Raw genomic sequence first — 24427 nt, forward strand, 5'->3', positions numbered from 1 at the left:
CGCGTCCGGGCATGCCGCTTTCTGGCGCGGTCGGCCCGGCCGCGTCCAGCGCGATCAGCGGAAGGGATAGGGGTAGAGCAGCCCGCCGCGCCGCCAGAGGTCCGACAACCCCCGGTCGAGCCCGATCGCGGAGCCCTCGCCGAGGTTCCGGTCGAAGATCTCCCCGTAGTTGCCGACCTGGCGGATCGCCTCCAGCGCCCAGGTATCCGCGAGTCCCAGCGCCTGGCCGAGCCCGGGGTCGAGTCCCAGCAGGAAGCGGGTTTCCGTGTTGTCGGACTGGATGGCGGTCTCCAGGTTGCCGCTGTTCACCTCCAGCTCCTCCGCCGCCACCAGCGCATGCAGCGTCCAGGTGACGATCTGGCGCCAGCGATTGTCGTGGCCCGGCACGAAGGGGGTCAGCGGCTCCCGGCTCAGCCTTTCGGGCAGCACCACGGCGCTGGCGGGGTTCGGCAGGTCGGTCGCGCGCAGCGTGGCCAGCGCGGCCGCATCGGCGGAGACCGCATCGCAATCGCCGGCGCGGAAGGCGGCGATCAGCGCCGGGCCGCCCTGCGCGATGGGCACCGGGGTGATGGCGATGCCGGCCCGCGTGGCCGCGTTGTGCAGGATCGCCAGGCTGCCATCCACGGCGGGGGCGGCGACGCAGATGCGCTTGCCCTCCAGCTGCCGGAAGGCGGCGATATCCGCATCCGTCCGCACCATCACCCCCTGCCCGTCATGCAGCAGCACGCCGACGGGCACCAGGTTCCGCCCGGCATCGCGCAGCGCCGTCGCGGTCAGGTTGCTGGACAGGATATCGACGCTGGCGGTCTCCACCGATTCCAGGCTGGCCGCCAGGCTCGGCGCCGTCACGAAGCGGACCTTGGCCGCATCGCCCAGCGCCGCCGCGGCGACGGCGCGGCAGAAATCCGCATCCAGCCCGCGCATCACGCCCTGCGCGTCGGGGGCGGAGAAGCCGGGCAGCAGGCCGAAGACGCCGCAGCGCACCTCGCCGCGCGCCCGCACGCCGTCCAGCACCGGGGAGGCGTTCTGGGCCTGGGTGGGGGCCGCGATGGCGATGCCGGCCATGGCGAGGAAGGCGAGGAGGGCGCGGCGCATGGCGGGGCTCCGGGAAGGGGGGACGGGGCGCATGGGTCAGCAGCCCGACATGGCGATGCGGCAGGTGATGCTGGAACTCGCGGCCTCGGCCAGGCGGCAGGTGTTCAGCGCCTGCGCCTCCGCCTGTTCCCGCGTCTGGCCGACGCCGCTGGCCAGCCGCCGCACCTGCACCGGCGGCGTGGTCAGCGCCTGCACCAGGGCGCCGCAGGCATTCGGGAAATCCAGCGCCACGCGGCACTGGTTGCGGCCGGCCACGGCCTCGCAGGCCCGGATGGCGTCCATGTTCGCCGCCAGCCGGTCCGTCTTGCCGGAGGAGAAGCCGAAGGCGGTGGAGGGCGGTTCCGCCGTGTAGATGAAGCCGAAGCGCCCCCGCACCGCGGCCGCGGTGGCCCCCGCGGGCGCCGCCGCCTGGATGGTGCTGCCGCTGGCGCAGCGCGCCAGGCAGGCGTTCTGCAGGCTTTGCGGCTGGCTGTCGCAGGCGGTGCGGCAGGAAGGCGGGGGGGCGGCCACCGCGGCCGTCAGCCCCGGCGCGCTGGTGGACAGGCCGCGGAAGCAGGGCCCCGCCGCCGGGCCCGTGCCCTGGCCGCAGGCGTTCAGCGTGGGCGTCGCCCAGCGTTCCGCGGGGATGGCGATGCGCCAGGGCCCGCCATCCCGGCAGGACAGGTCCCAATAGGCGGTGCGCCGCGGGTCGAGCCCCGCCTGGAACAGCACCGTCACCTCCGCGCAGGCATAGCGGTTCTGCGTCAGCAGGCTGCGGAAGGCCTCCCGCCGCCCGGCCTCGTTCCGGGCCAGCAGGGCGTCGTTGGTCGGGTTGCCGGTCTGCGCCAGCGCCTCCGGCGCGCCCAGCGCCAGCAGGGCACCCAGCGCCAGCACCGCCGTTCGAATGAGCCCCATGGCCCCGCCCCCAGACCGTTCCGCCCTCATCCTAGTGGTCGCGCCCGGCGCGGCAAGGTGCCCCGGGCGTCGCGTCCCGCGCTACTCCACGCCGGGCGTCCCAAGATGCTGGACGCCGCGCGCCCCGCGCTCTAGGCCAGGGCCGGGGTCGGATGCCGGCCCATGGATGGACGGAGCGGCTGAAGCATGAAGACGCGCGCGGCGGTGGCCTTTGCGGCCGGCAAGCCCCTTCAGGTGATGGATGTGGAGATCGGCGGCCCCCAGGCCGGCGAGGTGCTGGTGGAGGTGAAGGCCACCGGCCTCTGCCACACCGACCTCTACACCCTCTCGGGCGCCGATCCCGAGGGCCTCTTCCCCGCCATCCTGGGGCATGAGGGTGCCGGCATCGTGCGGGAGGTCGGCGCCGGCGTCACCAGCGTGAAGCCGGGCGACCATGTGATCCCGCTCTACACGCCGGAATGCCGGCAGTGCAAAACCTGCCTCAGCCAGCGCAGCAACCTCTGCACCGCCATCCGCGGCACCCAGGGCAAGGGCGTGATGCCGGACGGAACCAGCCGCTTCAGCTGCGACGGCGCCCCCGTCATGCACTACATGGGCTGCAGCACCTTCGCCAACTTCACGATCCTCCCTGAGATCGCCTTGGCGAAAGTCCGCGAAGACGCGCCCTTCGAAAAAATCTGCTACATCGGCTGCGGGGTGACGACGGGCATCGGCGCCGTCATCAACACCGCCAAGGTCTGGGCCGGCGCCAATGTCGCGGTCTTCGGCCTCGGCGGCATCGGGCTCAACGTGATCCAGGGCGCGCGGATGGTCGGCGCCGACAGGATCATCGGCGTCGATCTCAACCCGGCGCGGGAGGCAATGGCCCGCAAGTTCGGCATGACCGACTTCATCAACCCGAACGAGGTCGGCCACGACAAGGTCGTGCAGGCGATCGTGGACCTCACGGGCGGCGGCGCCGATTTCAGCTTCGAGTGCATCGGCAATGTGAAAGTCATGCGCCAGGCGCTGGAATGCACGCATCGCGGCTGGGGTGAATCCATCATCATCGGCGTGGCCGGCGCGGGGCAGGAGATCAGCACCCGTCCCTTCCAGCTGGTGACGGGGCGTTCCTGGCGCGGCACGGCCTTCGGCGGCGCCCGCGGCCGGACCGACGTGCCGAAGATCGTGGACTGGTACATGCAGGGCAAGATCGACATCGACAGCCTGATCACCCATGTCATGCCGCTCGATGACATCAACCATGGCTTCGAGCTGATGGAGAAGGGCGAGTCCATCCGCTCGGTGGTCGTGTACTGAGGCACCCATGCTCCGCCTGACCGAACTGAAGCTGCCGCTGAACCACCCGGAAGGGGCGATCGAGGCAGCCCTGCGCGAGAAGCTCGGCCTGAAGGGGGGGGCGCTGCGCGCCTTCTCCGTCGCGCGCCGGGCCTGGGATGCGCGCAAGCGGTCGGCGATCGAGCTTGTCTATTCCATCGACTTCGAGGTGGCGGACGAGGCCGCGCTGCTGCGCCGCTTCGCGAGCCACCCGGTGCTGGGCCGCACCCTCGGCCCCACGCCCGATACCAGCTACCGTCCCGTCGCCCGCGCCCCCGCCAGCCTGCCGAAGCGCCCCGTCGTCATCGGCACCGGCCCCTGCGGATTGTTCGCAGCGCTGATCCTGGCGGAGATGGGCTTTCGCCCGATCATCCTCGACCGCGGCAAGGTGGTGCGCGAACGCACCAAGGATACCTGGGCCTTGTGGCGCCGCGGCGTGCTGACGCCCGAGAGCAACGTGCAGTTCGGGGAGGGCGGCGCCGGCACCTTCTCCGACGGCAAGCTCTGGTCCGGCATCAAGGACCCCCAGCATCTCGGCCGCAAGGTCCTGACCGAATTCGTCGCCGCCGGCGCGCCCGAGGAAATCCTCTTCGTCGCCAAGCCGCATATCGGCACCTTCCGCCTGGTGACGATGGTCGAAAGCCTGCGCGCGAAGATCGAGGCGCTGGGCGGCGAATACCGCTTCGGCACCAAGGTCGTGGACTTCATCGTGGAGACCGGCCGCGACGGCCAGCGCCGCATGCGCGGCGTGGTGACGGAGGCCGGCGACACGATCGAGACCGACCACGTCGTCCTCGCCATCGGCCACTCCGCCCGCGACACATTTTCGCGGATTCACGCCGCGGGTGTGTTCGTGGAGCCGAAGCCCTTCTCCATCGGGGTGCGGATCGAGCATCCGCAATCCATCATCGACCGCGCGCGCTTCGGTGATTTCGCGGGCAACCCGATCCTGGGCGCGGCCGACTACAAGCTGGTCCACCACTGCGGGAATGGCCGCTCCGTCTATTCCTTCTGCATGTGCCCCGGCGGCACCGTCGTCGCCGCCACCAGCGAACCCGGCCGCGTCGTGACCAACGGCATGAGCCAGTATTCGCGCGCCGAGCGGAACGCCAATGCCGGCATCGTCGTCGGCATCACGCCGGAGGTGGACTATCCCGGCCATCCCCTTGCCGGCATCGACTTCCAGCGGCACTGGGAGGAACGCGCCTTCGTCGCCGGCGGCGGCACCTATGCCGCGCCCGGCCAGCGCGTCGGCGATTTCCTGGCGGGCCGCGCCTCCACCTCGCTCGGCGCGGTGGTGCCCAGCTACAAGCCCGGCGTCACGCCGACCGACCTCTCCCTCTGCCTGCCCGATTTCGTCGTGGCCGCGATCCGGGAGGCGCTTCCCGCCTTCGGCCGCACCATCAAGGGCTTCGATTTGGAGGATGCGGTGATGACGGGCGTGGAGACGCGCACCTCCTCCCCCATCCGCATCCGGCGCGACGCCACGATGCGCAGCATCAACACCCTCGGCCTCTATCCGGCCGGCGAGGGCGCCGGCTATGCTGGCGGCATCTTCTCCGCCGGCGTGGACGGCATCCGCGTGGCGGAGGCCGTGGGCCGCGACATGGCTGGATTGGCGGCCGCGGCGTGAACCACTTCGATGTCGTCGTGCTCGGCGCCGGCGCCGCGGGCCTCTTCGCCGCGATGCGCGCGGGGCAGCGCGGGCGGCGCGTGGTCCTGCTGGACCATGCGGAGGAGCCGGGCAAGAAGATCCTGATCTCCGGCGGCGGGCGCTGCAACTTCACCAATACCGGCTGCGTGCCGGACCGCTTCCTCTCGCAGAACCGCCACTTCGCGCGCTCCGCGCTCGCCCGCTACACCCAGCACGACTTTCTCCAGCTTGTGCAAAAGCACCGCATCGCCTTCCACGAGAAGACGCTCGGGCAACTCTTCTGCGACGGCTCCGCGCGGCAGATCGTCGCCATGCTGGTGCAGGAATGCGAGGCCGCCGGCGTCGATCTCCGCTGCCACACCCGCATCACCGGCATCACGAAGGACACCGCCTTCCGCATCGAAACGAGCGGCGGCCCCTTCACCGCCGACAGCCTGGTGGTCGCCACCGGCAGCCTCTCCATCCCCAAGATGGGCGCCACCGGCTTCGCGCATGATTTGGCGATGCAGTTCGGCCTGCCGCTGACGGAGATCCGCCCCGCCCTGGTGCCGCTCACCTTCGGCGATGCGATGCTGGACCTCATGCGCCCGCTCTCCGGCCTGGCGCTGGACAGCGTCGCCAAGGCGGGCAAGGCGGCGTTCCGGGAGGCGATGCTCTTCACCCATCGCGGCCTCTCCGGCCCGGCGATCCTCCAGGCCTCCTCCTATTGGCGCGAAGGCCAGCCCCTCACGCTGGACCTCACGCCCGACCGCGACGCCACCGCCGCGCTGCTCGCCGGCAAGCGCGCGCGGCCGAAGGCGGAGGCGAAGACGATCCTCGGCGATCTCCTCCCCGCCCGCCTCGCCGCCGCGCTCGCCGCGCTCCACCTCCCCCCCCGCACCATCGGCGAGATCGGCGATGGCGACCTCCGCAAGCTGGGCGCAATGTTGAAGGCCTGGGTGCTCAAGCCCAGCGGGACGGAGGGCTACGCCAAGGCCGAGGTCACGCTCGGCGGCGTCGATACCGAAGCCCTCTCCTCCCAGACCATGATGGCGAAGACGGTGCCCGGCCTGTTCTTCATCGGCGAGGCCGTGGACGTCACCGGCTGGCTCGGCGGCTACAATTTCCAATGGGCCTGGTCGAGCGGCTGGGCCGCCGGCGAAGCCGCCTAACTCCCTCCCCCGCGCTTGCGGGGGAGGGTTGGGGTGGGGGTCGGCGCCACACTGCTTGGCAGCACGGGTAAACCATCCGAAGCTTCCCCCAACACATTCGGGGAACGGCACCATGGCCAAGCGCGGCATGCAGTTCGGGATCTTCCTGGCCCCCTTCCATCGCCTCGGCGACAACCCGACCCTCGCCATCTCCCGCGACATCGAAATGCTGGAATGGCTGGACCGCCTCGGCTTCGACGAGGCCTGGATCGGGGAGCATCATTCCGCGGGGTGGGAGACCATCGCCTCCCCCGAGCTCATCATCGCCGCCGCCGCCGAACGCACGAAGCACATCCGGCTCGGCTCCGGCGTCACCTCCCTGCCCTACCATCATCCCTTCCTGGTCGCGCAGCGCTTCGTGCAGCTGGACCACATGACGAGGGGCCGCGCCATGCTGGGCTGCGGGCCGGGCGCGCTGGTCTCCGACGCCTATATGCTCGGCATCGATGCGACGACCCAGCGCCGCCGGATGGATGAGGCGCTGGAAGCCATCATGGCGCTGCTCGCCTGCGACGGCCCCGTGACGCGCAAGACCGACTGGTTCGAGATGAAGGAGGCGCGCCTCCACCTCCGCCCCTATTCCGACCCGCATTTCCCGATCGCGGTCGCCAGCACCCTGACGCCCGCCGGCCCCGCCACCGCGGGCAAGCATGGCGTCGGCATCCTCTCGCTCGGCGCCGGCATGCCCGGCGGCCCCGCCGCGCTGCCCGGCCAGTGGAAGATCGCGGAGGAAGCCGCCGCCGCCGCCGGCAAGACCATCAGCCGCCGCGACTGGCGCCTGGTGATGAATGTCCATGTCGCGGAGACGGACGAGCAGGCCATGGCCGATGTGAAGATCGGCGAACGCCTGGAAACCGCCACCTATTTCGAGGATGCGCTGGGCCGCCCGCCCGGCCGGTCCCAGGATCCGCTGACCGATGGCGTGAAGGCCGGCACCACCCTCGTCGGATCGCCGGAGACGGTGGCGCGCGGCATCGAGAAACTCGTGGAAGCCAGCGATGGCGGCTTCGGCGGCTTCATGTTCCGCGCCAATGACTGGGCGAACCGCGAACAGACCTGGCGCAGCTACGAACTCTTCGCGCGCTGGGTCATGCCCCGCTTCCAGCAATCGCTGGAGACGGTGCGCGGCTCCTACGAATGGGCCGTCGCCAACCGCAAGACGATCTTCAGCCCGAATGTGGAGGCGCTGCGCAAGGCCTTCACCGACCATGGCAGCGCGGTGCCGGAAAGCTTCGATGCGCGGGCCTCCGGCGCGCGGGACCTCAAGGTGCCGTAGCCCCCTTCCCCCGCGCGGAAACGGCATCCTAGGATACCAGCACCCAAGCCGGAGACCGCGCCCGCATGCCACGCCGCCTCCTCCTTCTGCTGGCCCTGCTGCTGCTGCCCCTCGCCGCCCGGGCGCAATCCTGGCCCGACAGGCCGATCCGCCTGATCATCCCCTTCGGCGCCGGCGGCATCAGCGACAGCGTCGGGCGGATCGGGGCGGAATGGCTGTCGAAGCAGCTCGGCGTGCCGGTGGTGGCGGATAACCGCCCCGGCGGCAATGGCGCGATCGGGATGGAGGCGGTGCTGCGCAGCCCGGCCGATGGCTACACGCTGCTCGGCGCCAGCGCGTCCCACCTGGTGGTGCTGCCGCTGATGCAGCGCCTGACCTTCGATCCGCAGCGCGATTTCACGCCCATCTCCATGACCGCCGGCAATCCGCTTGTCCTGGCCGTCGCCACCGGCATGGGCCCCACGACCCTGCCCGCCTTCCGGGACATGGTCGCGGCGCGTCCGGGCCAGCTGCAATACGCCTCCGGCGGCACCGGCGGCCTCAGCCATCTCGGCATGGAGGTGCTGCTCCAGCGCCTCGGCCTGCAGATGGAACACGTGCCCTATCGCAGCGGGCCGCTCGCCATGCAGGACATGATGGGCGGGCGCATCCAGGTGCATCTCGGCAATGCGCTGGACATGACCGCGGCGCGGGATGCCGGGATGATTCGCCTCCTCGCCGTCACCGGCGCCACCCGCAGCGCCATCCTGCCGGATGTGCCGACCGTCGCCGAACAGGGCTGGCCGGGCTTCGAGGTGACCACCTGGAACGGCCTGGCCGGCCCCGCCGGCCTGCCCGTTGCGATCCGGGACCGCATCGCCGGCGCCATGCGCCAGGCCTGCGCCGATGACGGGGTCCGCCGTTCCCTGCTCCGCATCGGCGCCGATCCGCTCTGCAGCACGCCGGCGGAGATGGCCGCCTCCATGCAGCGCCTCACCCCCATCATGCGGGAGGCGATCGCCCTCTCCGGCGCTACCGTGAACTGAATTGGGGTGAACCGAATCATGGAAAGCGCGGCCGAGATCTTCCTCCGCCAGCTCGGCGCCTCCGGCGTCGACTACCTCTTCGCCAATGGCGGTACCGACTTCCCGCCGATCGTGGAGGCCTATGCCCGTCACGACGGCACCAACCATCGCCTGCCGCGGCCGATGACCGTGCCGCATGAGAATGCCGCGGTCGCCATGGCGCATGGCGCCTACATGATGACCGGCCGCCCGCAGGCCGTGATGGTGCACGTCAATGTCGGCACCGCGAACACCGTGAACGGCATCCTCAACGCCAACCGCGACCACACGCCCGTCTTCGTGCTCGCCGGCCGCACGCCCTATTCGGAACATGGCCGCCACGGCGCCCGCACCCGCAACATCCATTGGGCGCAGGAGATGTTCGACCAGGCCGGCATGGTGCGGGAGGCCGTGAAATGGGATGGCGAGCTGCGCCAGCCCGACCAGGCGGCGGACCTCGTGCGCCGCGCGCTCGGCATCGCCATGGCCTCCCCCCGCGGCCCCGTCTACGCGACCCTGCCGCGGGACACGCTGGCCGCCCCCGCCGGCAAGGCGCGCGTGGCCGAACCCCCGCCCCCGGCCGCGCCGCCCCTCCCCGACCCCGCCGCGCTGGCGGAGGCCGCGCGGATGCTGGCGGCGGCGCAGCGCCCCCTCGTCATCACCTCCGCCGCCGGGCGCACGCGGGCGGGCTTCGATGCGCTGGTCGATCTGGCCACGCGCTTCGCCCTGCCCGTCATCAGCTTCACGCCCCGCTTCGTGAACTTCCCCGCCGACCACCCGATGCACCAGGGCTATGAGCCGAGCCCGCTGCTCGATGACGCCGATTGCGTGCTGGTGATCGACACCGACGTGCCCTGGATCCCCCATCTCCAGGGCCCGCCGGAGGGCAGCCGCGTCATCCATCTCGGCGAGGATCCGCTCTTCGCCCGCTATCCCATGCGCAGCTTCCCGACGGACCTCGCCATCACCGGCGATGTCGCGACGGCGCTGCGCGGCCTGTCGGCAGCCCTCGATCCGCTGCTGTCGGCCGAGGCCGTGGCCAGCCGCGCCGCCGCCCTGGCCGAGCGCTCCGCCCGCCAGCGCGCCGCCTGGGCGCAGGCCGTGGCCGCGCCGCCCGACGGCCCCATCACGCCGGAATGGATCAGCCACTGCCTGGCGGAGGCCCTGCCGGCCGAAGCCGTGGTGGTGAACGAATACCCGCTGCGCCAGACCCATTGCCCCCGCACCCGCCACGGCACCTTCTACGGCCAGAGCACGGCGGGCGGCCTCGGCTGGGGCTTCGGCGCGGCACTCGGCGCCAAGCTGGCGGCGCCGGAGAAGCTGATCGTCGCGACGCTCGGCGACGGCGCCTATGTCTTCAACAACCCCACCGCCTGCCACTGGGTGGCGGAGGCGCATCAGCTGCCCGTCCTCGTCGTCGTCTTCAACAACGCGATGTATGGCGCGGTCCGGAATTCGACGCTGGCCATGTACCGGGACGGCGCCGCGGCAAAGACGGGGGGCGAGCTGCTGGCCGACCTCTCCCCCTCGCCCGCCTTCGAGAAGCTGGCCGAGGCCAGCGGCGGGCATGGGGAGCGGGTGACGGACCCGGCCGAACTGCCGGCCGCGCTGCGTCGTGCCATCGCGGTGGTGACGCAGGAGAAGCGCCAGGCCCTGGTCAACGTGGTCTGCCGCTACTGAGCGGCAGCGGGAAGCACTGGCATCCGGCCGGCGTTTCTGTTACGTTCTCACCATCAAGCGCCCGAGCTGCGTCTTGTGCCCCGCCGGGCCGGCACGGAGGAAGGTGCGAAAAACGGTGCTAAACGACCCTAATCGGCATAATCGGCTAAAGTCATAGTAGTGACCTAAGCGGGTCGCATCCCGAGCGATTCCTGGAAGCGCAGCAGGTAGCCATCAGGGTCCTGCACGATGAACTGCCGCACGCCGGACTCCCGCTCCCCGGCGCGGTACCACTTCTCCTCCGGCGCCAGGTAGAGCGGCCAGGACGCCGCCTGAAGCGCCGCCAGCAGGGGCGCGATGGCGGGCAGCTCGATCTGCAGGTTGATGCCCCGGCCGAAGGGGCGTTCCAGCTTGCCGGTGATCCAGCGGCGGCCAGGCCGGAAGGCTTCCTCCAGCATCACCTGCACGCCGTCCCGGTGGAGGTAGGCGAAGCCATCCTCCGGCCGGTCATAGGCGACGGCAAAGCCACAAAGCCCGCCCCAGAAGCGGAGGCTGGCCTCCAGGTCGGAGACCAGCAGTTCCGGGACGAGCTTCGCGTAGGCGAAGGTCACACCAGGATGGCCAGCACCATCGCCGCCGCCATGGCGCCACCCGCGATGCGGACCGGCGTCGCGGCAAGCCGCAGCGCAGCCAGCGCGCCCGCGCCATGCAGCGCCGCGGTGGCCAGCAGGAAGCCCGCCGCATAGCCCAGCGCGCCGCTGCCCTCGGCCAGTTCCAGCCCATGCGCATTGCCATGCAGCAGCCCGAAGGCGGCGACGACCGGCAGCGCGAGTCCGAGCGACAGGCGGGCGGAGGCGGCGACCAGCGCGCCGAGGATGATGACGGAGGCGAGGATCCCGCCCTCCACCATCGGCAGCCCCGTGCCGGCCATGCCGAGCGCGCCGCCGATCGCCATGCCGCCCAGGAAGGAAGCCGGCAGCGCCAGCAGTGCGCGGCCGCCCATCAGCCCGGCCCAGAGGCCGACCGCCACCATGGCCAGCACATGGTCCAGCCCGCCGATCGGGTGCATCAGCCCCGCGACGACGCCATGGACATGATCGCCCGCGCCATGCGCGAAGGCCGGGGCCGGCGCCAGCAGCGCCGCGAGCATCAGGAAGCGGCGCATCACGCGGCCTCCCCGCGCCGGGTCAGGCCGCCAGCGGCCAGGATGAAGGCTGCGATCTCTGCCACGCCCTTGTTCTCCTTGAGGTTGGTGAACATGAAAGGCCGCGCGCCGCGCATCTTCTTCGCGTCGCGGTCCATCACGCCGAGGTCCGCGCCGACCAGCGGCGCCAGGTCGATCTTGTTGATCACCAGCAGGTCGCTGCGGGTGATGCCCGGCCCGCCCTTGCGGGGGATCTTGTCGCCGGCGGAGACATCGATGACGTAGATGGTGAGGTCCGCGAGTTCCGGGCTGAAGGTCGCGGCCAGGTTGTCGCCGCCGCTTTCGATGAACAGCACCTCCAGCGTCGGATGCCGCGCCGACATCTCCGCCACGGCGGCGAGGTTGATGGAGGCATCCTCCCGGATCGCGGTGTGCGGGCAGCCGCCGGTCTCGACGCCCATGATGCGGTCGGGGTCCAGCGCGCCGCTCCGCGTCAGGAACTCGCTGTCCTCCTTGGTGTAGATGTCGTTGGTGATGGCGGCGATGTCGTTGTGGTCGCGCATGTACTTGCACAGGCGATCGACCAGCGCCGTCTTGCCGGAACCGACGGGGCCGCCGATGCCGACACGGAAGGGTCCGTTACTCATGAGCGGAAAAGCCTCGTGTATTGCGTCTCGTGACGCAGGGAGAAGAGATCGATGGCGATGGCCGCGGCGCCGAGGTCATCGGGATCGGTGACGGCCAGCGCGGCCTCGGTGGCACGCAGCACGATCGGCAGCAGCGCGGCGGTCGCCACCTGCCCATCCGTCTGGCCGAGCGGCACGACGCGCACGCCGGCGGAGACGATGTTGGTGGCGAAACCCGTGAGCCAGCCGAAGACGGCGTCGCGCAGCGAAATGCCGTGGAAGGCCGCCGCCGCGCCGAAGGCGACGGCATGGGTCAGGCGCCCCGGATTGCGCGCGGCATAGGCCGCGAAGCGCGGCTCCGGCCAGGCCGCATTGGTCGCCAGCGCGAAGGCTTGGCCGGGCTGCATCGCCTCCAGCGCCAGTTCCGCCGTGCCGCGCCAGCTGGCGGCGAGGTCCGTGAGCTCATCGAGCATCGCGTCGTCGCCAGCCGCGGCGGCCCGCCAGGCCAGCGCCAGCAGCCCGCCATCCACTGCGCCCGCGCCGTGCGAGAGCGCCGCCTCGACATAGGCGACGAGGTGCTCGCGCTTCGTCACCGCGCCATCCTCCACCGCCATCTCCAGCCCATGGCTGTAGGAGAAGGCGCCGATCGGATAGGCCGGCGACAGCCAGGCGAGCAGCCGCGCGAGGGCGGCGGGATCAGTGCCCGTGGTGATGGCAGTCGGGCCCGTGCTCATGGTCGTGGTGATGATCATGGTCGTGGTCATGCCCGTGACCATGGCCATGGCCATGGGGATGCGCCGGCAGGCGGTTGTGCTCGCCATAGGCGCCGCCTTCCGGGTTGAAGGGTGCGCGCACCTTCCGCAGCGTGGCGCCCAGGCCCTCCAGCATGCGGATGATGACGTGGTCGTGCCGGATCAGGATGGTGTCGCCGGCGAGTTGCGTCGGCAGGTGCCGGTTGCCGAGGTGCCACGCCAGGCGCAGCAGCAACGCGGGACTTGGCGCCGTGACCTCCACCAGGTCCTCCGCCGCCGCCTTCACGCGGATGAAGCCGCCATGTTCGAGCTCGAGCCCGTCGCCATCGCGCATGACGGTGGCCTCGGCCAGGTCGAGCAGGAAGGAGCCGCCGCCCTCCGTCAGGTACATCTTGCGGCGGCGGTAGCGATCATCGAAGTCGACATGCACGGCATCGCGCTGCTCGGCTTCCGGCCAGGTGCCGGCGGCATGGACGGCCAGCGCGCGGGGCGGGGTGGTATTGGGCATCAAGCTCTCTCAGAACAGGAAGTAGCGCTGCGCCATGGGCAGCACGGTGGCAGGCTCGCAGACCAGCAATTCGCCATCGGCGCGGACCTCATAGGTCTCAGCATCGACCTCGATCCGCGGCAGGTGGCCGTTCAGCACCATGTCCTTCTTGCTGATGCCGCCACGGGTATTCGCGACGGGCAGCAGCTTGCGGGACAGGCCGTAGCGCTCCGCGATCCCCGCCTCGATCGAGGCGCCGGAGACGAAGGTGACGGAGGACAGCGTGTTGGCGCGGCCATAGGCGCCGAACATCGGCCGGTAGTGGATCGGCTGCGGCGTCGGGATGGAGGCGTTGGGATCGCCCATTGGCGCCATCGCGATGGTGCCGCATTTCAGCACATAGTCGGGCTTCACGCCGAAGAAGGCCGGCGACCACAGCACGAGGTCCGCGAGCTTGCCGACCTCCACGCTGCCGACATGGGTCGCGATGCCCTGCGCGATGGCCGGGTTGATCGTGTACTTCGCGATGTAGCGGCGGACGCGGAGATTGTCGTTGTCCCCGCTCTCCCCGGCCAGGCGGCCGCGCTGCGCCTTCATCTTGTGCGCGGTCTGCCAGGTGCGGATGATCACCTCGCCCACACGCCCCATCGCCTGGCTGTCGGAGGACATCATGGAGATGGCGCCGAGGTCGTGCAGGATGTCCTCGGCCGCGATCGTCTCCTTGCGGATGCGGGACTCCGCGAAGGCCACGTCCTCCGGGATCCGCGGGTCGAGGTGATGGCAGACCATGAGCATGTCGAGATGCTCGTCCACCGTGTTCCGCGTATAGGGCATCGTCGGATTGGTGGAGGAGGGCAGGAAATTCGGGTGCCCCACCACCTTGAGGATGTCCGGCGCATGCCCGCCGCCCGCGCCCTCCGTGTGGAAGGCCTGGATGGTGCGCCCCGCGATGGCGGCGATGGTGTCCTCCACGAAGCCGCTCTCGTTCAGCGTATCCGTGTGGATCGCGACCTGGATGTCGTACTTGTCCGCGATGGCGAGGCAGGTATCGATCGCCTTCGGCGTCGTGCCCCAATCCTCATGCAGCTTGAAGCCGGCGGCGCCCGCCAGCGCCTGCTCCTCCAGCCCCGCGGGGAGGGAGACGTTGCCCTTGCCCAGGAAGCCGAGATTCATCGGAAAGGCCTCGGCCGCCTGCAGCATGCGCTGCATGTGCCAGGGCCCGGGCGTGACGGTGGTGGCCAGCGTGCCATGGGCGGGGCCGGTGCCGCCGCCGAACATGGTGGTGACGCCGGAGGTCAGCGCCTCCTCGATCTGCTGCGGGCAGATGAAGTGGATGTGGGGGTCGATGCCGCCCGCCGTCAGGATGCGCCCCTCGCCCGCCAGCACTTCCGTGCCGGGGCCGATGATGATGGTGACACCGGGCTGCGTATCCGGGTTGCCCGCCTTGCCGATGCTGTGGATCAGCCCGTCCTTGAGCCCCACATCGGCCTTGTAGATTCCGGTGTGGTCCACGATCAGCGCATTGGTGATGACGGTATCGACGGCGCCGGCCGCGCGCGTGACCTGGGACTGGCCCATGCCGTCGCGGATCACCTTGCCGCCGCCGAACTTCACCTCCTCGCCATAGGTGGTGAGGTCGCGCTCCACCTCGATGATGAGGTCGGTATCGGCAAGCCGCAGGCGGTCGCCCGTGGTCGGGCCATACATGCCGGCATAGGCGCGGCGGGAGAGTCTCGCGGCCATCAGAGCTTGCCCTCCGTCTCGCCGCGGAAGCCGTGCACGATGCGGGCGCCGCTGTAGGGCACCAGCTTCACGCTGCGCGCCTGCCCCGGCTCGAACCGCACCGCCGTGCCGGCGGGAATGTCGAGCCGCTGGCCGCGCGCGGCCGCGCGGTCGAAGCGCAGCGCGGGGTTGGTTTCCGCGAAATGATAGTGGCTGCCGACCTGGATCGGACGGTCGCCGGTATTGGCGACCTCGATCTCCGTGGTGGGACGGCCGACGTTCAATTCGATCTCGCCCTCGGCGGGGAAGAGTTCTCCGGGGATCATCGGATGGGCTCGTGCACGGTGACGAGCTTGGTGCCGTCCGGGAAGGTCGCTTCCACCTGGATCTCATGGATCATCTCGGCAATGCCCTCCATCACCTGGTCGCGCGTGATCACCGTGGCGCCGTCGCGCATGAGGTCCGCCACGCTGCGCCCGTCCCGCGCGCCTTCCACGACATAGTCGGTGATCAGCGCCACCGCCTCCGGGTGATTGAGCTTCACGCCGCGCTCCAGGCGCCGGCGTGCCACCTGGGCCGCCATGGCCACCAGCAGCTTGTCCTTCTCACGCGGCGTCAGGTTCATGCGTCACCTCGTATCGTACCCAAGCATGGGGGCGCCAAGCATGGCGCAAGCCGGTTCATGTGCGCCAGAGTCTTGGCAGGCGGGGGGGCAGGCCCAGCGCGGCCGCGCGCAGCGCCACCAGCGCCCGCGCCACGCCGGCACGGACCGCCCCGGCCTCCCCCATCCAGCGGGCCAGCAGCAGCCCGGGCGCGACCAGGCCGGCGCGGCCCTCCGCCAGGTCCCGCAGCCCGTCGCGATGCGCGGCGGCCTCCGGCGCGGCCAGCAGCAGCGTCGCGACGGCGCCCGCGCCATCCAGCACGAAGCGGGCGGCGGCGGCACCCGGATCGGCCAGGCGGAAGCCATCGGCCCAGAGCAGCCGGCCATCCCGCCGGATGCGCCAGCGATCCTGCAGCGCGCCCTGGGTGAAACGCTCGCCCCGCGCGGCGCGGCCCAGCACCAGCATCTCGGCCGCCAGCAGCGTGGCATCGGGCGCCAGCTCCACCGCCATGCGGCGCGACAGGCGGGCGCCGTCGAACAGGATCGTCTCCTGCGGCAGCCATTCGCAGACGCTTCCACTCTCGAGCCGCAAGGTCGAGGCGATCATCGTCTCCGGCCCCAGCGTCCGGTAGATCTTCTCCGCCGCCGGCGTGGTCGCCGTGAAGCGCGCGCGCGGGCCGAGATCGATCGCGACCTCCAGCGAATCGCCGCCCGCCAGCCCGCCCGCGACATTGACCAGCGCCGCCTGCTTCGGCTCCGCCGGATCGCTGTCCGGGAAGAGGATGCGCAGCGGCGAGGATTGGAAGAGATGCGCGATGCGCGCGCCGCCCGGCGCGGCGACCAGGCCAAGTTCGGCGCGCCCGCGGGAGCGCTGATGGGAAGGCGCCGGCGGCGCGTCGGTGAGCATCGCGCGCAGCCTTGCACGCGACGACGGCGCTGCAAACAGCCCTGCCGCCGCGCGGCGGTCGGAACGTGACCGGAAGGACAGCTTGCACAGAAGCACAGCGCCGAAACCGGCCTTCGGGCAATGATCGCCCGATTCTTGGGCGGCGGGAGCGGTACCGGAATCGAGAAAGCGAGGATTGCCGCCATCCGATCGTATGCAGACGGGCTGGCACGCATCTCGCAACTGCGATCCACGGGCGGGATCAGGGGGCCGGAGCGGTCCATCCCCATCCGCCACGACCCGATGCCTGAGGAGGCCCGTTCAGATGAACCATCGCATGCCGATCACCCGGCGCGCCGCGCTTGCCACCTTCGGCGCCGCCATCGCGGCGCCTTCCATCCGCCCGTCCTTCGCCCAGGCCGCGCCGATCCGCGTCGGCGTGCTGCACTCCCTCTCCGGCACCATGGCGATCAGCGAGACCGCGCTGCGCGACACCGTGCTGATGATGGTGGAAGCGCAGAACGCCAAGGGCGGCATCCTCGGCCGGCGGCTGGAGCCGGTGGTGGTGGACCCCGCCTCCAACTGGCCGCTCTTCGCCGAGAAGGCGCGCGAGCTGCTCGCCGTCTCCCGCGTCGATGTCACCTTCGGCTGCTGGACCTCGGTGTCCCGCAAATCCGTCCTGCCGGTGTTCGAGGAGCTGAACGGCCTCCTCTTCTACCCCGTGCAGTATGAGGGCGAGGAAGAGAGCCGGAACATCTTCTACACCGGCGCCGCCCCAAACCAGCAGGCGATCCCGGCCGTCGAATACCTGATGTCCGCCGATGGCGGCAGCGCCCGCCGCATCGCGCTGCTGGGCACGGACTACGTCTATCCGCGCACGACCAACCGCATCCTGCGCGCCTTCCTGAACTCCAAGGGCATCCCCGATGCCGATATCCTGGAGGAATACACCCCCTTCGGGCACAGCGACTGGCAGGGCATCGTCAGCCGCGTGAAGCGCTTCGCGGGCGAGGGCAAGAAGACCGCCATCGTCTCCACCATCAACGGCGACGCGAACGTCCCCTTCTACCGCGAGCTCGGCAACCAGGGCATCAAGGCGGAAGACATCCCCTCGGTCGCCTTCTCGGTCGGTGAGGAAGAGCTGGCCGGCATCGACACGCGCCCGCTGGTCGGCCACCTGGCCGCGTGGAACTACTTCATGTCCGTGGACAGCCCCGCCAACACGGCGTTCAAGACGATGTGGCAGGCCTACATCAAGAACCCGCGCCGCGTGGTGAACGACCCGATGGAAGCGACGCTGGTCGGCTTCCAGATGTGGGCGCAGGCCGTGGCGCAGGCGGGCACGACCAATGTCGATGCCGTGCGCACCGCGATGTACGGCCAGAAGGTGGACGCGCCCTGCGGCTACACGCTGGAGATGCACCGCAACCACCACCTCTCCAAGCCCGTCATGATCGGCGAGGTGCAGGCGGACGGCCAGTTCAACATCGTCTGGAAGACGCCCGGCCCGATCGTGGCCGAGAACTGGAGCCCCTTCATCCCCGAGAACGCGAACCGCCGCCGCGGCTGAGCAGGAACAAGGGGGTGGCCTTCGGGCCGCCCCCACCTCCTTCATGAAGAAGACCCTCCTCGCCTTCCTGCTGCTGCTCGCCGCCGCGCTGCCGGCACGGGCGCAGGATGCCTTCGTGGCGGCCCTTCCAGGGCTCGCCGGCAATTTCAACGCGCAGGCGGAGGCGGTGGAACGCCTGGGTGCGCTGGCCGATCCCCGCGCCATACCCGTGCTGCGCGCGCTGGGCGATGGCCGGCTGCTGAAGCGCGCCGACAACAGCCTCGTCATCCGTGACGGCAGCGCGCTGGTGGATGCCGTGACCGGCAGCCCCGCGGAAGCCGCGGGCACCGAGGTGCTGCGCATCAACAACCGCGTCCGCGTCGCGCTGCGCGGGGCGCTCGGCCGGCTGCAGATCGTCTCGCCCGATCCGGCGGAGCGGCTGGCCGCGGCCGAGGCCGTGTTCCGCACCCGCAGCGCCGACAACGTGCCCCTGCTGGATGCCGCGCTGGCGCGGGAGACCGTGCCCCGCATCCGGGACCGCATGAGCCTGGCACTCGCCGCCTCCCGCCTGCTCGCCGCCGATCCGGCGGCGAAGCTGCTGGGCGTGGAGGCGCTCGGCGCCTCCTCCAACCCCGAGGCGCGCGCCATCCTGCTGGAGGCCCGCGCGAACAACCCTGAGATCCTGCCGCAGATCGAAGCCGCGGTCGCCGCGATCGACCGGCGCCTCGCCATCCGCCGCGCGGCGGAGACCTTCTTCCAGGGCCTCTCGCTCGGCTCCGTGCTGCTGCTGGCGGCGCTGGGGCTTGCCGTCACCTTCGGCGTGATGGGCGTGATCAACATGGCGCATGGGGAATTCGTCATGCTCGGCGCCTACACGACCTTCATCGTGCAGGAAGCCTGCCGCGGCATCCCCTGGCTGCTGCCCTGGTCGCTGCCGCTTTCGGTCCCGGCCGCCTTCCTCGTGGCGGCGCTGTGTGGTGCCGCGATGGAGCGCGGGCTGATCCGCCACCTCTACGGCCGGCCGCTGGAGACGCTGCTGATGACCTTCGGCGTCGGCATGATGATCCAGCAATCCGTGCGCCTGGTCTTCGGCGCGCAGAACCGGGAAGTGCTGAGCCCGTCCTGGATGCAGGGCACGCTGCTGCTGCCCTTCGACATCCCGGTCACGCAGAACCGCCTCTGGATCCTGGCCTTCTCCCTCATCGTGCTGGCGCTGACCGTCGCCGCCATCCGCTTCACCCGCTTCGGGCTGGAGATGCGGGCCGTGACGCAGAAGCGCGCCATCGCCTCCTCCATGGGCATCCGCACGGGCCGCGTGGATGCGCTGACCTTCGCCTTCGGCTCCGGCATCGCCGGCATCGCGGGCGTGGCGCTCAGCCAGATCGACAACGTCTCCCCCAACCTCGGCACCGGCTACATCATCGACAGCTTTCTGGTGGTGGTGTTCGGCGGCGTGGGCTCGCTGGCGGGCACGCTGGTCGGCGCCTTCGGCCTCGGCCTGGTCAACAAGATCCTGGAACCCTGGGCCGGCGCCGTGCTGGCGAAGGTCTTCGTGCTGATCGCCGCCATGATCTTCATCCAGCGGCGGCCGCGCGGCCTGTTCGCGCAAAAGGGACGGGCCGCGGAAGCATGAGCGCCACGACCTCTCCCCTGCCCGCCAGCCGGGCGCGGCTCGGCCTGCGCACCGCCCTGCTGGTGGCGCTGCTGCTGCTGGCGGCCATGCCCGTGCTGAACCAGCTGCCGGAGACGCACCCGCTGCATGTCTCCGACTTCCTCGTCAGCGTCACGGGCAAGTGGATCTGCTACGCCATCCTGGCGCTGTCGCTGGACCTGGCCTGGGGCTATGCGGGCATCCTCTCGCTCGGCCATGGCGCCTTCTTCGCGCTGGGCGGCTATGCCATGGGCATGCACCTGATGCGCCTGATCGGCCCGCGGGGCGTCTATGGCCACCCGGTGCTGCCGGACTTCATGGTGTTCCTCGGCTACCGGGAACTGCCCTGGTACTGGCTGGGCTTCGACAATTTCGCCTTCGCCATGCTGATGGTGGTGATGGTGCCGGGCGTGCTGGCGCTGGTGCTGGGCTGGCTCGCCTTCCGCAGCCGGATCACCGGCGTCTATCTCTCCATCATCACCCAGGCCATGACCTATGCGCTGATGCTGGCCTTCTTCCGCAACGACATGGGCTTCGGCGGCAATAACGGCTTCACCGACTTCAAGGAGCTGCTGGGCCAGCCGCTGAACACCAGCACGGCGCGATCAGCGCTGTTCTACGCCTCCCTCATCGCGCTCGCGGGCGCCTTCCTGCTCTGCTCCCGCATCACCGCCAGCAAGTATGGCCGCGTGCTGACGGCGATCCGGGATGGGGAGAACCGGGTGCGCTTCCTCGGCTACAACACCACGCACCACAAGCTCTTCGCCTTCGTGCTGTCGGCCATGCTGGCGGGCGTGGCGGGCGCGCTCTACGTGCCGCAGGTCGGCATCATCAACCCCGGCGAGTTCAGCCCGGCCAATTCGATCGAGGCGGTGATCTGGGTCGCGGTCGGCGGGCGCGGTACGCTGGTCGGCGCCATCCTCGGCGCCTTCACGGTCAACGGCCTCAAGACCTGGCTGACCAGCGCGGCGCCGGACCTCTGGCTGTTCGTGCTGGGCGGGCTGTTCGTGCTGGTCACGCTGTTCCTGCCCAAGGGGCTGATCGGCCTGCTGAAGGGGCGCGGCGCATGACCGATGGTCCAGTAAAGGGGGGCCGCAGGCTCTACCTCGACGGCGTCTCGGTCGTCTTCGACGGCTTCCGGGCGCTCAACAATCTCTCCCTGATCGTCGAGCCCGGGGAGTTGCGCTCCGTCATCGGCCCGAACGGCGCGGGCAAGACGACGATGATGGACGTCATCACCGGCAAGACGCGGCCCACCGCCGGCACCGTCAATTTCGGCGACATCGACCTGACCAGGCTGGACGAGGCCGCCATCGCCAATCTCGGCATCGGGCGCAAGTTCCAGAAGCCCACCGTCTTCGATGCGCTGACGGTGTTCGAGAACATGGAGCTCGCGCTGAAGGCGCCGCGCGGACCGCTGGCCTGCCTGCGCTGGGCCCTGACGGGTGAGGCGAAGTCGCGGATCGAGCAGGCGCTGGAGGAGACGGGGCTGCAGGAACGCAGCAACGACGCCGCCGGCATCCTGAGCCATGGCCAGCGGCAATGGCTGGAGATCGGGATGCTGCTGATGCAGGACCCGGAGCTGCTGCTGGTGGACGAACCCGTGGCCGGCATGACGGATGCCGAGACGGAACATACCGCCGCGCTGCTGGTCCGCATCGCCGGCAAGCGCAGCGTCGTCGTCGTCGAACACGACCTCGAATTCGTTCGCGCGCTCGGCCGCCGCGTGACGGTTCTGCATGAGGGTAGCGTGCTGTCGGAAGGCTCCATCGACCATGTGCAGAACGACCAGCGCGTCATCGAAGTCTATCTGGGGCGCTGAGGGATGCTGAACGTCGCCTCGATCGACCTCTCCTACGGCGCCAGCCTCTGCCTGCGCGGCGTCTCCTTGGTGGCGGAACCCGGCAAGGTCACCGCGGTGCTGGGGCGCAACGGAGTCGGCAAATCCTCCCTGCTCCGCGCCATCATGGGGCTGGAGAAGGTGCGCGCCGGCACCATCACCTGGGAGGGTCGGGACGTGACGCGCCTCGGCCCCGCGGAGCGCGCGCGCGCCGGCATCGGCTACGTCCCGCAAGGGCGCGAGATCTTTCCCTTCCTGACGGTGCAGGAGAATCTGGAGACGGCGCTGGCCGCCGCCCCGCGCGGTTCGGGCGTCAGCGCCGAGATCTTCGACCTCTTCCCCATCCTGCGGCAGTTCCTGCGCCGGCGCGGCGGCGACCTCTCGGGCGGCCAGCAGCAGCAGCTGGCGATCGGCCGCGCGCTGTGTGCGCGGCCGCGGCTGCTGATCCTCGATGAGCCAACGGAGGGCATCCAGCCCTCCGTCATCAAGGACATCGCCCGCGTCATCCACCATCTGGCGCGGGACCGCGGCATGGCTGTGATCCTGGTGGAGCAGTACTACGACTTCGCCCGCGAGCTGGCCGACAACATCGCCGTCATGGTCCGCGGCGAGGTCGCGCTGTCCGGCCCCGCCGGCACGCTGGACGAGGCCGCGGTGCGGAAGCTGCTGACAGTCTAGGCGATGCCCAGCACGCCCTTGCCATCCAGCGTGATGCCGGTGAGGCCGGGGCGATGGGCGAAGACCTCGATGGGATGGAACAGGTAGAGCCAGGGCGGGTTCGCCTGCAGGCGCGCGAGGCAACGGCCATAGGCCGTCTCCCGCTCCTCATCCGCGACGGCGTGGTTGGCCTCGGTGATCATCGCCTCCAGCGCCGTGTCGTCATGGCCCTGCCACCAGATGCCCTTCACGGCTGACGACACCTTGTCGTTCAGCACGCGGTAGGTGCTGTGGGGCGTGGAGTCGAAGATGGCCATGTCGCCCATCTCCTTCCGCCCGACCTCCCGCGCGAATTCGGGGCGGTCCTTCTGCACCTCGATGCGGGATGGCAGGCCGATGGCCGCCAGGTCCGCGGCCACCTGCTCGCTGATCTCCCGCGCGCGCTCCGGCATGTGCTCCGGCGTGCGGATCACCAGTGGCGCGGAGGGCGCAGCGCCGTCCAGAAGGCGGCGCGCGCCGTCAGGGTCGAACGGGATCGGCGACAGCGCCGCGGCCTTCATGCCCCGATGCAGCGGGCTCACGATGGTGGCGGAGCGCTGGCCGAGGCCATGGAACAACCCGTCGATGATGGCCTGGGAGTCGACCGCCATGTTCACCGCGCGCCGCGCGGCCTCGCTGGTGAAGAAGCCCTGCGCGCAATTCAGGTAGTACATGACGGAGAGCGTGTTCAGCGCCCGTCCCCAGGCGAGGTCCGCGCCGAAATCGGGCGCGGCGTGCATCCGCTCCAGGTTCATCGCCGCATCAGCGTGGCCCTCGCGCAGCGCAAGCAGCCGGTCATCGGCATCGGCGATCGCGGTGAAGGCGATGCGGTCGCGCGGATCGGCGACGCGTTCCAGGACCGCATCCCGTTCCGGCGTGTGGTCCAGCACGCGCCAGGGCCCCGTGCCGAGCAGCGGGCGGCCATCCGGCGTCAGGCGGCAGATGTAGAACTCGGTGAAGATGTCGAGGATGTCGGCGAAGGGCGTGGGATTCTCCACCGCCACCACGTCGCTCGCCTCCGCCGTGATGCGGGCATGGGCGAGGTAGCGGGAATAGGCCCATTTCATGCCGAACATGTCGAGCGAGTTGCAGATCTGCTCGATGAAATGGACCACATCCTCCGCGACGCAGGGCTTGCCGTCATGGAAGCGCGCGCCGGGGCGGATGGTGAAGCGCCAGCGCCGCGCGGTGCCGTCATGCGACCAGGCGCCGAACAGTGCCGGGCGCAGCACACCATCATCCCAGCGGATCAACGGCTCCAGCACCAGGTTCTTCAGGGTCAGGACGCTGGTGTCGTCCGTCACCTGGCGCGGCGGCGTGAAGCGGCACTTCTCCGCCGCGATGCGCAACAGCGTCATTGCGGTTCGATGGTGCGCAGGATCGGGGCCCAGGTCGCTTCCTGCGCCCGCATGAAGGCCAGGTGATCAGCCGCCGAACTCGGCGTGACATCGACGCCGAGGCGTTCGAAGGCCGCCCGGTTCGTCGCATCCGCGAAGACAGCGTCGAAGGCCTGCCGCAGCCGGGCGACGACGGGATCGGGCACGCCCTTCGGCGCGAAGAGGCCCATCCAGCTCAGCACCAGGTAGTCCGGCAGGCCGGATTCCGCGATGGTCGGCAGTTCCGGCAGCGCCGCGGCGCGGACGGAGCCGGTGGTGGCGATGCCGCGCCAATGGCCGGCGCGGATCGGCTCGATGGAGGTCGCGATGGTGTTGAACATCACCTGCACCGCGCCATTCGTGAGGTCCGCGCGCGCCAGCGCATCGCCGCGATAGGGGACGTGCACCATCTCCGTCCCCGTCATCTTCATGAACATCTCGCCGGAGAGATGGATCGACCCACCCGCGCCGGCGGAGGCGAAGTTCAGCCGCCCGGGATTGGCGCGCGCATGGGCGATGAATTCCGGCACCGTGCGCACGGGCAGCGAGGGGTGGACCACCAGCACGTTGACGCTGGAGAACATCATGCCGAGCGGCTCCAGGTCCCGCTCCCACTGATAGGGCGTGTCGCGGATCAGGTAGCGCGTGTTGATGATGTTGGGGCCGCCGGTGAGCAGCGTGTAGCCATCCGCCGGCGCCTTGGCGACGACATCGGTGCCGAGGTTGCCGCCCGCGCCAGGCCGGTTGTCCACGATCACGCGCTGGCCGAGCTGCGTGGCCAGGGCTTCGGCGAAGGCGCGGCTCTGGCTATCCGTGCCACCGCCCGGCGGGAAGGGCACGACGATGCGCACGGGGCGGTTCGGGTAGGGCTGCGCCATCGCCGCCATGGGCAGCAGCAGGGCGGCGGCGAGGAGGGCACGGGTGAAGGCGCGGCGCATGGGGTTCTTGTCCCTGTTCTTGCGGAGGCGT

The 24427-nt window shown here is 70.5% G+C and carries 24 protein-coding genes; 11 read left to right on the forward strand and 13 right to left on the reverse strand.

Annotation, left to right across the window (positions count from 1 at the left end):
• Window positions 1-54 precede the first annotated feature (54 nt).
• Both JJI54_RS18175 and JJI54_RS18180 read right to left on the reverse strand, forming a co-directional pair.
• The gene (locus JJI54_RS18175; RefSeq protein ID WP_203074459.1) at window positions 55-1095 is read right to left on the reverse strand and encodes a transporter substrate-binding domain-containing protein; all 1041 of its coding nucleotides are present in this window, start codon (window positions 1093-1095) and stop codon (window positions 55-57) included.
• A gap of 36 nt (window positions 1096-1131) precedes the next feature.
• On the reverse strand, window positions 1132-1989 hold the full coding sequence (locus JJI54_RS18180) for a DUF4189 domain-containing protein (protein WP_203074460.1): 858 nt from the start codon (window positions 1987-1989) through the stop codon (window positions 1132-1134).
• A 186-nt stretch (window positions 1990-2175) separates the two neighbouring features.
• On the opposite strand from JJI54_RS18180, the gene JJI54_RS18185 reads away from it, so the two are divergent.
• The 6 genes from JJI54_RS18185 to JJI54_RS18210 all read left to right on the forward strand — a co-directional run bounded on the left by JJI54_RS18185 (window position 2176) and on the right by JJI54_RS18210 (window position 10149).
• Entirely contained in the window at window positions 2176-3288 is a 1113-nt protein-coding gene (locus tag JJI54_RS18185; RefSeq protein ID WP_203074461.1) for an S-(hydroxymethyl)glutathione dehydrogenase/class III alcohol dehydrogenase, read from the forward strand.
• A 7-nt stretch (window positions 3289-3295) separates the two neighbouring features.
• A complete protein-coding gene (locus tag JJI54_RS18190) occupies window positions 3296-4939 on the forward strand; it encodes an NAD(P)/FAD-dependent oxidoreductase (protein WP_203074462.1) in 1644 nt (547 codons plus the stop codon).
• The gene (locus tag JJI54_RS18195) at window positions 4936-6111 is read left to right on the forward strand and encodes a BaiN/RdsA family NAD(P)/FAD-dependent oxidoreductase (protein ID WP_203074463.1); all 1176 of its coding nucleotides are present in this window, start codon (window positions 4936-4938) and stop codon (window positions 6109-6111) included. The genes JJI54_RS18190 and JJI54_RS18195 overlap by 4 nt, the downstream gene beginning before the upstream one ends.
• Window positions 6112-6223: 112 nt before the next feature.
• Window positions 6224-7426, forward strand: a complete 1203-nt coding sequence (locus JJI54_RS18200; protein ID WP_203074464.1) for an LLM class flavin-dependent oxidoreductase — start codon at window positions 6224-6226, stop codon at window positions 7424-7426.
• Between the two features lie 65 nt (window positions 7427-7491).
• Window positions 7492-8451, forward strand: coding sequence for a tripartite tricarboxylate transporter substrate binding protein (locus tag JJI54_RS18205; RefSeq protein WP_203074466.1), 960 nt, complete (start codon window positions 7492-7494; stop codon window positions 8449-8451).
• 18 nt (window positions 8452-8469) lie between these two features.
• Entirely contained in the window at window positions 8470-10149 is a 1680-nt protein-coding gene (locus JJI54_RS18210; protein ID WP_203074468.1) for a thiamine pyrophosphate-requiring protein, read from the forward strand.
• A 164-nt stretch (window positions 10150-10313) separates the two neighbouring features.
• On the opposite strand, the gene JJI54_RS18215 is transcribed toward JJI54_RS18210, so the two are convergent.
• The 9 genes from JJI54_RS18215 to JJI54_RS18255 are packed head-to-tail and all read right to left on the reverse strand — an operon-like array spanning window position 10314 to window position 16367.
• Complete coding sequence (locus tag JJI54_RS18215) at window positions 10314-10739, reverse strand: bleomycin resistance protein (RefSeq protein WP_203074470.1); 426 nt, start codon at window positions 10737-10739, stop codon at window positions 10314-10316.
• Window positions 10736-11293: a HupE/UreJ family protein gene (locus JJI54_RS18220; RefSeq protein ID WP_203074472.1), complete on the reverse strand. Its 558-nt coding sequence runs from the start codon at window positions 11291-11293 to the stop codon at window positions 10736-10738. Before JJI54_RS18220 ends, JJI54_RS18215 begins: the two co-directional genes overlap by 4 nt.
• Window positions 11293-11919, reverse strand: a complete 627-nt coding sequence (gene ureG, locus JJI54_RS18225) for an urease accessory protein UreG (RefSeq protein WP_164696071.1) — start codon at window positions 11917-11919, stop codon at window positions 11293-11295. The genes JJI54_RS18220 and ureG overlap by 1 nt, the downstream gene beginning before the upstream one ends.
• A complete protein-coding gene (locus JJI54_RS18230) occupies window positions 11916-12662 on the reverse strand; it encodes an urease accessory protein UreF (protein ID WP_226381893.1) in 747 nt (248 codons plus the stop codon). Before JJI54_RS18230 ends, ureG begins: the two co-directional genes overlap by 4 nt.
• A complete protein-coding gene (locus JJI54_RS18235; RefSeq protein ID WP_203074473.1) occupies window positions 12595-13158 on the reverse strand; it encodes an urease accessory protein UreE in 564 nt (187 codons plus the stop codon). The genes JJI54_RS18230 and JJI54_RS18235 overlap by 68 nt, the downstream gene beginning before the upstream one ends.
• Before the next feature lie 9 nt (window positions 13159-13167).
• The gene (gene ureC / locus JJI54_RS18240; protein WP_203074475.1) at window positions 13168-14880 is read right to left on the reverse strand and encodes an urease subunit alpha; all 1713 of its coding nucleotides are present in this window, start codon (window positions 14878-14880) and stop codon (window positions 13168-13170) included.
• Window positions 14880-15185 carry an urease subunit beta gene (locus tag JJI54_RS18245; RefSeq protein ID WP_203074482.1) on the reverse strand — a complete coding sequence of 102 codons (306 nt, stop codon included), beginning with the start codon at window positions 15183-15185 and terminating at the stop codon, window positions 14880-14882. Before JJI54_RS18245 ends, ureC begins: the two co-directional genes overlap by 1 nt.
• Complete coding sequence (locus JJI54_RS18250) at window positions 15182-15484, reverse strand: urease subunit gamma (protein WP_164696075.1); 303 nt, start codon at window positions 15482-15484, stop codon at window positions 15182-15184. Before JJI54_RS18250 ends, JJI54_RS18245 begins: the two co-directional genes overlap by 4 nt.
• A 55-nt stretch (window positions 15485-15539) precedes the next feature.
• The gene (locus JJI54_RS18255; RefSeq protein ID WP_203074484.1) at window positions 15540-16367 is read right to left on the reverse strand and encodes an urease accessory protein UreD; all 828 of its coding nucleotides are present in this window, start codon (window positions 16365-16367) and stop codon (window positions 15540-15542) included.
• Between the two features lie 304 nt (window positions 16368-16671).
• On the opposite strand from JJI54_RS18255, the gene urtA reads away from it, so the two are divergent.
• The 5 genes from urtA to urtE are packed head-to-tail and all read left to right on the forward strand — an operon-like array spanning window position 16672 to window position 22064.
• Window positions 16672-17916 carry an urea ABC transporter substrate-binding protein gene (gene urtA / locus JJI54_RS18260; RefSeq protein ID WP_203074486.1) on the forward strand — a complete coding sequence of 415 codons (1245 nt, stop codon included), beginning with the start codon at window positions 16672-16674 and terminating at the stop codon, window positions 17914-17916.
• Between the two features lie 43 nt (window positions 17917-17959).
• The gene (gene urtB / locus JJI54_RS18265; protein WP_203074488.1) at window positions 17960-19528 is read left to right on the forward strand and encodes an urea ABC transporter permease subunit UrtB; all 1569 of its coding nucleotides are present in this window, start codon (window positions 17960-17962) and stop codon (window positions 19526-19528) included.
• Window positions 19525-20616 carry an urea ABC transporter permease subunit UrtC gene (urtC, locus tag JJI54_RS18270; protein WP_203074490.1) on the forward strand — a complete coding sequence of 364 codons (1092 nt, stop codon included), beginning with the start codon at window positions 19525-19527 and terminating at the stop codon, window positions 20614-20616. Before urtB ends, urtC begins: the two co-directional genes overlap by 4 nt.
• A complete protein-coding gene (gene urtD / locus JJI54_RS18275; protein ID WP_203074491.1) occupies window positions 20613-21368 on the forward strand; it encodes an urea ABC transporter ATP-binding protein UrtD in 756 nt (251 codons plus the stop codon). The genes urtC and urtD overlap by 4 nt, the downstream gene beginning before the upstream one ends.
• 3 nt (window positions 21369-21371) lie before the next feature.
• Window positions 21372-22064 (forward strand): urea ABC transporter ATP-binding subunit UrtE, encoded by a 693-nt coding sequence (gene urtE, locus JJI54_RS18280; protein ID WP_203074492.1) that lies wholly within the window; start codon window positions 21372-21374, stop codon window positions 22062-22064.
• Here urtE and JJI54_RS18285 read toward each other — a convergent pair.
• On the reverse strand, window positions 22061-23440 hold the full coding sequence (locus tag JJI54_RS18285) for an ABC transporter substrate-binding protein (protein WP_203074493.1): 1380 nt from the start codon (window positions 23438-23440) through the stop codon (window positions 22061-22063). The two genes, urtE and JJI54_RS18285, sit on opposite strands and share 4 nt — an antisense overlap.
• Window positions 23437-24396, reverse strand: a complete 960-nt coding sequence (locus JJI54_RS18290) for a Bug family tripartite tricarboxylate transporter substrate binding protein (protein ID WP_203074494.1) — start codon at window positions 24394-24396, stop codon at window positions 23437-23439. Before JJI54_RS18290 ends, JJI54_RS18285 begins: the two co-directional genes overlap by 4 nt.
• Window positions 24397-24427 lie beyond the last annotated feature (31 nt).

Origin of the sequence: Falsiroseomonas ponticola (assembly GCF_016805305.1) — a bacterium.
GTDB classification, from domain to species: Bacteria; Pseudomonadota; Alphaproteobacteria; order Acetobacterales; family Acetobacteraceae; genus Falsiroseomonas; species Falsiroseomonas ponticola.